At 64.5% G+C, this 7139-nt stretch carries 8 protein-coding genes and 2 pseudogenes; 6 read left to right on the forward strand and 4 right to left on the reverse strand.

From position 1 onward, the window contains the following. Both AC1DY5_RS35465 and AC1DY5_RS35470 read right to left on the reverse strand, forming a co-directional pair. Nucleotides 1-556: Bug family tripartite tricarboxylate transporter substrate binding protein (locus AC1DY5_RS35465; RefSeq protein ID WP_478119160.1), on the reverse strand; the 556-nt coding region annotated here is incomplete at its 3' end. After that, nucleotides 517-1641 (reverse strand): TauD/TfdA family dioxygenase, encoded by a 1125-nt coding sequence (locus AC1DY5_RS35470; RefSeq protein ID WP_478119161.1) that lies wholly within the window; start codon nucleotides 1639-1641, stop codon nucleotides 517-519. The genes AC1DY5_RS35465 and AC1DY5_RS35470, both read right to left, overlap by 40 nt. A 119-nt stretch (nucleotides 1642-1760) precedes the next feature. On the opposite strand from AC1DY5_RS35470, the gene AC1DY5_RS35475 reads away from it, so the two are divergent. Then, nucleotides 1761-2657: a LysR substrate-binding domain-containing protein gene (locus AC1DY5_RS35475; protein ID WP_478119163.1), complete on the forward strand. Its 897-nt coding sequence runs from the start codon at nucleotides 1761-1763 to the stop codon at nucleotides 2655-2657. Between the two features lie 53 nt (nucleotides 2658-2710). On the opposite strand, the gene AC1DY5_RS35480 is transcribed toward AC1DY5_RS35475, so the two are convergent. Beyond that, on the reverse strand, nucleotides 2711-2920 hold the full coding sequence (locus tag AC1DY5_RS35480) for a hypothetical protein (protein WP_478119165.1): 210 nt from the start codon (nucleotides 2918-2920) through the stop codon (nucleotides 2711-2713). Between the two features lie 104 nt (nucleotides 2921-3024). On the opposite strand from AC1DY5_RS35480, the gene AC1DY5_RS35485 reads away from it, so the two are divergent. Both AC1DY5_RS35485 and AC1DY5_RS35490 read left to right on the forward strand, forming a co-directional pair. Continuing rightward, nucleotides 3025-3267, forward strand: a complete 243-nt coding sequence (locus AC1DY5_RS35485) for a GlsB/YeaQ/YmgE family stress response membrane protein (protein WP_478119167.1) — start codon at nucleotides 3025-3027, stop codon at nucleotides 3265-3267. A 525-nt stretch (nucleotides 3268-3792) separates the two neighbouring features. After that, nucleotides 3793-4062 carry a hypothetical protein gene (locus tag AC1DY5_RS35490; protein ID WP_478119168.1) on the forward strand — a complete coding sequence of 90 codons (270 nt, stop codon included), beginning with the start codon at nucleotides 3793-3795 and terminating at the stop codon, nucleotides 4060-4062. A gap of 223 nt (nucleotides 4063-4285) precedes the next feature. Here the strand turns inward: AC1DY5_RS35490 and AC1DY5_RS35495 are convergent. Beyond that, nucleotides 4286-4878: pseudogene (locus AC1DY5_RS35495) on the reverse strand (CaiB/BaiF CoA transferase family protein); the annotation flags it as partial. 259 nt (nucleotides 4879-5137) lie between these two features. Here AC1DY5_RS35495 and AC1DY5_RS35500 point away from each other — a divergent pair. The 3 genes and pseudogenes from AC1DY5_RS35500 to AC1DY5_RS35510 all read left to right on the forward strand — a co-directional run. Then, nucleotides 5138-6106 (forward strand): Bug family tripartite tricarboxylate transporter substrate binding protein, encoded by a 969-nt coding sequence (locus AC1DY5_RS35500; RefSeq protein ID WP_478119170.1) that lies wholly within the window; start codon nucleotides 5138-5140, stop codon nucleotides 6104-6106. A 31-nt stretch (nucleotides 6107-6137) separates the two neighbouring features. After that, entirely contained in the window at nucleotides 6138-6980 is an 843-nt protein-coding gene (locus AC1DY5_RS35505; RefSeq protein ID WP_478119171.1) for a TauD/TfdA dioxygenase family protein, read from the forward strand. Between the two features lie 50 nt (nucleotides 6981-7030). After that, nucleotides 7031-7139: pseudogene (locus AC1DY5_RS35510) on the forward strand (3-keto-5-aminohexanoate cleavage protein); the annotation flags it as partial.

The following is a 7139-nucleotide window of genomic DNA, read 5'->3' on the forward strand; positions in this document are numbered from 1 at the left end:
GCACCAGGGGCACTCGCGTCACCGAGCGCGAGCTGCCGAAGTCCTGCACCAGGGGCACTCGCGTCACCGAGCGCGAGCTGCCGAAGTCCTTGACCGGATCGAAGCCGAGCTTGGGGTAGAGGGCCGGAGCCGCCGCCAGCGAGCCGGTCGACGCGAGCAGCAAGGTGTAGCCGTCCGGCGCGGCCTTGGCCACAGCCTCGGCGCCGAGCATGCCACCGGCGCCCGGCTTGTTCTCCACCACGACGGGCTGCCCCAGCGCTTCCGCCATGCCGCTCGAGATGGCGCGCGCCGTGAGATCGATGTTGCCGCCCGCCGCGAAGGGAACGACGATCTTGACCGGGCGCTCCGGATACTCTGCATGCGCGAACACGGGCAGACAAGCGAGAAGCCCGGACAGGGCGGCGGATAGAAAGCGGTGAATCATTGTCTCGTCCTTGTAGGAGCCACGATCGCGGCCCGTCGCGTGGGTGGGCATGAAGCGAGGCGGCGCGCGCCCGGGGCCCGCCGCCTCGTGCGTCAAGGCGCGGTGGCGACGGCCGCTGGCCGGGGCTGCCATGGCTTCAGGGGCATGCCGAGCGCTGCGGCCTGCCGCGCCTCGTAGGCCACGAACTCGGGCGTGATGGCGCTGCCGCGAACGCCACCGCGCACGGCGCCGGCGCGGACGTCGCCGAAGTACTCGCCGAACGCTTCCGGCAGCGGCTGCGACGAAGGGATGGAAAGCCACAGGCGAAGCAAATGCCGCTTCTCGTCGGCCAGCTCGAAGTCCTCGAACGGCGTCCTCGAATGCAGCGTCACGTAGCTGTTGAGCAGTTGCAGGTCGCCGCGCTCGAGTTCCATCGTGTAGCACAGCAACGGGCTCGGCATCAGCTCGTCGAGCAGGTCGAGGGCCTCCGTCTGTTGCGCGGTCAGGCGCGGGACTTCCTCGAAGTCGCGCTGGGCGGCATCGGTGTTCTTGCGATTGGTCCGGGCGGCGAAATACCCCGCGGCCTCGCCGATCAGCGGGCAGTGGTAGAACGGCGGCTGGGTCGGGTCCTGCGTGCCCTGGTAGCTGTGGAAGAAGGGCTGTTCGAGCACCGGAAGAATGTCCGGACGCAGGCGCTTCACCTCGTCGCGCAGCTTGATCGAGCTGATGACCTTGCTGGTGCCGCCGTTCTTCGCAGTGCGGCGGCACAGAAGGCCGACCACGTCGCAGGAATCCTGATGGAAATCCAGTCCGGCGTTGGTGTTGTAGCCGCGGCCGCCCTTGACCTTGTAGTCGCCGCCCTCGTCGCGCACGTCGTTCATGACCTGGCTCGCGCGGTTCTGCGTACGACCGACGCCCATGTGGAGCCCCATGCACCAGTAGGCCAATTTGGTTTGCGGCTCGGTCCATTCGTCGACGGGAAAGCCCTTGACCAGGCACATGCCCCAGCGACCCTGGGTGGTCCGGATCGCCCTGTCGATAGCCCCGCGCGCAGCCGCGTCGAGAGGAAAGTCGGCCTGCTCCATCTGAAGCAGCGGCTTGTCGAGCGAGTCGGCGTGTCGCAATGCCTGGCGGAAGMCCTCAACCTCGGCCGGAGTGAGGCGCTGGATCCAGGAATCGTCCTGCCGCACCTCTTCGGCGGTCCAGGCCAGCGGTTTGCTGTAGAGATCGATTGTCATGTCCGACTGTGTCCTTGAGTTGATGGATTTCCGTTGCCGCGGAAACTTGAAGGCAAGTCTAGGCTGTGGTCATCGCAAAAAAAAGCGACACTATTTCAACTACTTCATAAGGAATATTGATGAAGATCGATGCGTTCTCGACCCTCGACGCGGTGCTTCGGGGAGGCACGCTGGCAGCGGCGGCAGCCGAAATGAACCTCACACCCAGCGCCGTCAGCATGAAGATGAAGCAACTGGAGGCGTACCTCGGCAAGCCGCTCTTCGACCGATCCGGACTTCAGGTCAAGCCGATGAAGCTGGCCTACGAGGTCTGGGCGACGATGGGGGAGGCGCTGCAGCAGCTCGAGTCCCTGCGCAGTCGCCAGACGCTCGCGATCGAGGGCACGGTGCGTCTCGGCATCATCGAGTCGATGCAGCCGGTGGTGCTGCCGGTCACGATGCGCCTGCTGCGGGAGAGGCACCCGGCCTTGGACCTGCGCCCGATCCGGGGCCGAAGCGCCACACTCACCGCGGCCGTGAAGGCCGGGGAGATCGACGCCGCTCTGGTGGCCCAGCCCGAAGGTGGAGGCTCCGCGCGACTGCGATGGCTGCCGATGCTGCGACGTGAGCTGGTGCTGATCGCCCCGCCTGCGGCGACCGAGAGCACGGTGGCTGCGCTGTTCCGGCAGTACGAGTGGATTCGCTATGACCGCGGCACCGTCACCGGGTCGCTGGCAGCGCGCTTCGTGAATGCGCAGATCCGCGAGAAGCATGGCCACCTCGAGTTCGACAGCGCGCCCGCCATCGTCGCCATGGTCAGCGCCGGCCTGGGTATCTCGATCGTGCAGGTTTCCGATCCCGGCGTGCTTCAGACCTACCCGGTGCGCGTCGTGCGGCTCGGGCGCCAGGCGCCGGTCGTGCAGTTTTCCCTTGTGACCCGGAAGGCGGACGACGACAGCCGGCTTCTGCCGGCAGTGCGCGATGCCATTCGTTCCTGCCTGTCGGCGGTACAGCAGCGCAGCGCGAATCACATCTAGCGCGCGCCCGCGCGGATTCATCGCCCGTTGGGACCGCGCCTTGGGTACGTGTTTCAGCGCATGGCGAACAGCCGCATGCGGTGGATGGACACGCCATTGGCCTGGGCGCGCACCGCTTCCTGGCTGTGATAGTAAATGCGCGGTTCCTGACCGAGGAAGGCGGCCGTGCTGGCCTGCATGGCATTGGTGTAGCGCACCCCGAAGAAGTTGACATGCGGCCGCTGCCCCTGGGATTGACAGTTCCCGCAATTCAGCGGGGTCAAACCAGCCCTCGCCCCGTGATCCGTTGGCCGCCTCGCTTTCCCTGGCTCCGAGAGCGGGCTACGATCAGAACCTATGGTCGTCTCGGCCAGACATCGAGGTAGCCATGGATTTTCTTTGGTTTCTTGTTATCGGCCTCGTGGCCGGATGGCTGGCAGGGACCTTTGTCAAGGGCGGCGGTTTCGGCCGCATCGGTGACCTCATAGTCGGCGTCATTGGCGCGGTCCTTGGGGGCTTTCTGTTCAGCATCTTCCGCTCGCTTGGTGGTGGCCTTATCGGAAGCCTCATCGTCGCAACCGTGGGTGCGGTCGTTCTCCTCTTCATTGTCCGCCGCATCAAACGCGCATAGCGGCCACTCTCAGAGCGGGCGCCCCTACTCTGGCAGCGGGCCTCACCGGGGCCCTACGGAGTCTTTTGGAGGCCCTGGGTATCGGCGCAATGACCTGACCCGCGCACCGGCTGCGCTGTCGAGACCGAATACGGCGAGACAGCCTGCGGCCAACTGGGGCGAACGTAGTATCGAAAAGCTTCTTCTGGGGTCCTGGGGCGACCCCTCGGGCGCTGTAGGGGTCATGTGCGCCGACGGTCGGGCCATCGACTGGGCCGAGATCTCGGAGGCCATCGAGACCGCTGCGGTCGCTTGTGTTCTCGCTGGAACGCGATGGTTCAGTAGTCAGTCTCAGCCCCTCGACCCAAGAGCCCCTGGCAGTCCTCGCCCTCAAGCGCACCAGCTGGCCCCCGGCCCGACGGCGCCATTCCCTCTGAGCTGCCGGCCCGCCGGATCTGTACAGGGGCCACTCCTGGCCGCGCACTCCAGGCACCCACACCCGTCCAACTGCGTCCTGCACAATCCGGCCATTCGCGAAGGGCCAGCATGACCGAACAGGTACAGGACGAATTCAATCAGGCGATTCACAAGCTGGTGATGGAACAGGCCGGCCAAATGCAAGCGCAAGCGCTCCGGGTGACCAATGCCGCGCTTCTGGGAACGCTAATGAAATCGCTACCCCCGCTACTGCCGGTCTTGGTGGACAACCTAACGACTCTGGCACAGCCCGGGGCCGCCGGCCTGGACGACGCATCGATCCCTGCCTACGCTGCAGCCATCGAGGAGCAATTGGCACACCTGAAGGTCTACGAGTAAAACGCCCTACGTCAGCCAGCACGTGCTGGGCCTGCCGCGTTCTTACTGAGCGGAGCGACGCAGGCCGCAGGGGAGACGCAAGTCCTCGACTGACTTGGGCGAAGCGTAGTACGGGCCTTGTGCCGAGAGGGTGTCATGTGGCAGCGGATCGCCGCTCGTCGCCGCCGACAGGTGAAGGCGTGCCAATCATCTTGGCCGGTCGGCCAAGATGAATGTCGTTTAAGACATGTCGGCCCCGGCCCGTGCGGTGACGGTCGAACAGGGCCGCCAGGATTGCCTGCACCGCATACATGCCGGTGAACATGTCCACCGCCGCCACGCCGAACTTCAGCGGCCCCTGGCCTTCTTCGCCATTGAGCGACATCAGGCCGGCTTCGCCCTGCACCACCAGATCGTAGCCTGGGCGCGCGGCCTCGGGGCCATCGGCGCGGTAGCCGGTGATGGAGCAGTACACCAGGCCTGGGGTTGAGGACTTTGAGTTCCTCGACGCCCAGGCCCATCTTCGCGATGCCGCCGAACTTGAAGTTCTGGATCAGCACATCGCTTCGCTTCGCCAACTCGCGCACGATGCGCTTCGGGCTTCTGCAGGTCGATGCCGATGGACTGCTTGTTGCGATTGGCGCTGTTGAAGTACGCGGTATTGCGCGAGCCGACGCGCAGACCCCAGTCGCGGGTGTCGTCTCCGCGCAGAGGATGCTCGATCTTGATGACCTCGGCGCCCAGGTCGCCCAGCGCCATCGCGCACATGGGACCGGCCAGCACGCGCGACAGGTCGAGCACGCGCACGCCGGCCAACGGCAGCGACGCCCCGCTCATACCGCACCTTCCCCTTTGAGTTTCAGGACTTCTGCGCTCCCGGTTTCGGGGAAATGGATGGCGTGGGTCAAGTTGCATCTCCTGGTTGGTGGATATGGAGACGGGGATTCTTTCGTGGAGATGCGACGACAGGAAGCATGACATACAGATGTCCCAATCAAGCAAATCGATGTCCCGAATAAGCAAGAGTCGACCGCCAGCGCGCCGGATACTCGGTGGCGTCGAGACACCGTCCGACCTGACAACAACCGGAGACAAAATGAAACTGCTGCAATTTGCTCGCGCCTCTACAGCGCTGGTCGCATGCTCGCTGGCATTCAGCGTCTGGGCCTTTGGCGAGCGACCCGTGAAGCTCATCGTGCCAGCGCCCCCGGGCGGAACGATGGACATCGTCGCCCGTGTCCTCGGGCAACAGATGTCCACCGACATCGGTCGGCCGGTGATCATCGAGAACCGTCCCGGTGCAGGCGGATCGATCGGCCTCCAGGCCATGCTGCAGGCTGCGCCCGACGGCGACACGATCGCGCTGGCGGCGAGCAACGTGATGGCAGAGACGCCGCAGGTGATGAAGATGCCGTTCGACCCGTTGAAGGACTTGGTCCCGATCGCGTCGGTGGCTAGGTCGGGCGTCGTGCTCGTAACTTCGGCAAGCTACCCGGCCAAGGACTTCCAGGGCCTGATTGCGCAGTTGAAGACGCGCAAGGGGAAGTCCAGCTTCGCCAGCTACAGCCCTGGCACCGTGTCGCAATACGCAGGACTGATCCTCAGCGATCGGGCCGGACTGGACATGCAGCACGTGGGCTATCCCGGATCGCCGCCCGCGCTCCAGGACCTGCTCGGCGGCCAGGTCGACATCATGTTCGACGGCATGGTGACTTCCATGCCGTTAATCAAGGGCGGCAAGCTGCGCCCCTATGCCTTCACCGGAACAAGCCGGTCCAGGTACCTCCCTGATGTGCCGACCACGACCGAACTCGGCTATGCGGACCTTCAGTTCCGGGGATGGGTTGGGTTCATCGGCTCCAGCAAGCTGTCGGCCGACACCCTGGCGAAGCTGCACGCGATGATCGAAAAGGCTGCGAAGGCAGCTGTGGTGCAGCAGAAGCTGATCGACGTGGGCCTCGAGCCCGAACTGAGTGTCGACACACCTGCGTTGCTCAGCGAAACCAAGGCGATGTCCGCGCGCAACGCCGCCATCGTCAAGAAGTTCAACATCCAAGCGAATTGACCAGCGCATGCCGTCCCTCAGGAGACTGAAAATGAAGATCAGACCCATCACACCTTCCATCGGTGCTGAAGTCACGGAAATCCATCTTGGCGAAGCGTCACGCGACGTCGAACTCTTCGCGCAGATCAGGTCCGCGCTGCTCAAGCACAAGGTGCTGTTCTTTCGCGGGCAGGACATCACTCGCGCCGAGCACGTCGCCTTCGCGAGCTGCTTCGGAAGGCTGGAGAACCACCCGGTGGTCGGCAGCGATCCCGAATACCCGGGCCTGGTGCGCATCTATCGCAGCGACAAAAAGCACAGCTACGAGAACACCTATCACTGCGACGGCCTGTGGYGCGAAAACCCTGCAATGGGCGCCGTGCTTCGCTGCATCGAGTGCCCGGAGATCGGCGGCGACACCATCTGGGTCAACATGGTGCAAGCGCATGATGAGTTGCCGGAAGAGATCAAGCAAAAGATCCAGAACCTGCGCGCCAAGGCCAGCATCGAGCATTCGTTCGGTGCCGTCATGACCCCGGAAGCCCGCATCAAGCTGGGTCAGGACCATCCGCCAGTGGAGCACCCTGTCGTGCGAACACATCCGGAGACTGGCGAGAAGGTTCTCTATGTCGGCAGCTTCACCACGCATTTTGCAAACTACAGCACGCCGGAGAACGTTCGACACGGCATCGACAAGACGCCAGGTGCAGCGCTTCTGCTGAACTACCTGATCAGCCGGGCCACCATTCCCGAGTACCAGGTCCGCTGGTCCTGGCAGCCCGGCGACGTCGTGGTCTGGGACAACCGCAGCACTCAGCACTACGCGCTGAACGACTACTGGCCCGCGCCGCGCAAGATGGAGCGCGCCGGCATCGTTGGCGACGTTCCGCACTGAGTTTCCTCCATCCATTCCGACCTTCGCATTTCAACTCGGAGACGAACGACATGAACTTCCTCGACGGCCACCTTTTCCCCGAAAACCAACAGCCTCTGATCATCACGGCCGCCCCCTACGCACCGGGCTGGCTTCCCTCGGACTTCCCGGAAGAAATCC

Source organism: Variovorax sp. P4_D9 (assembly GCF_056401695.1).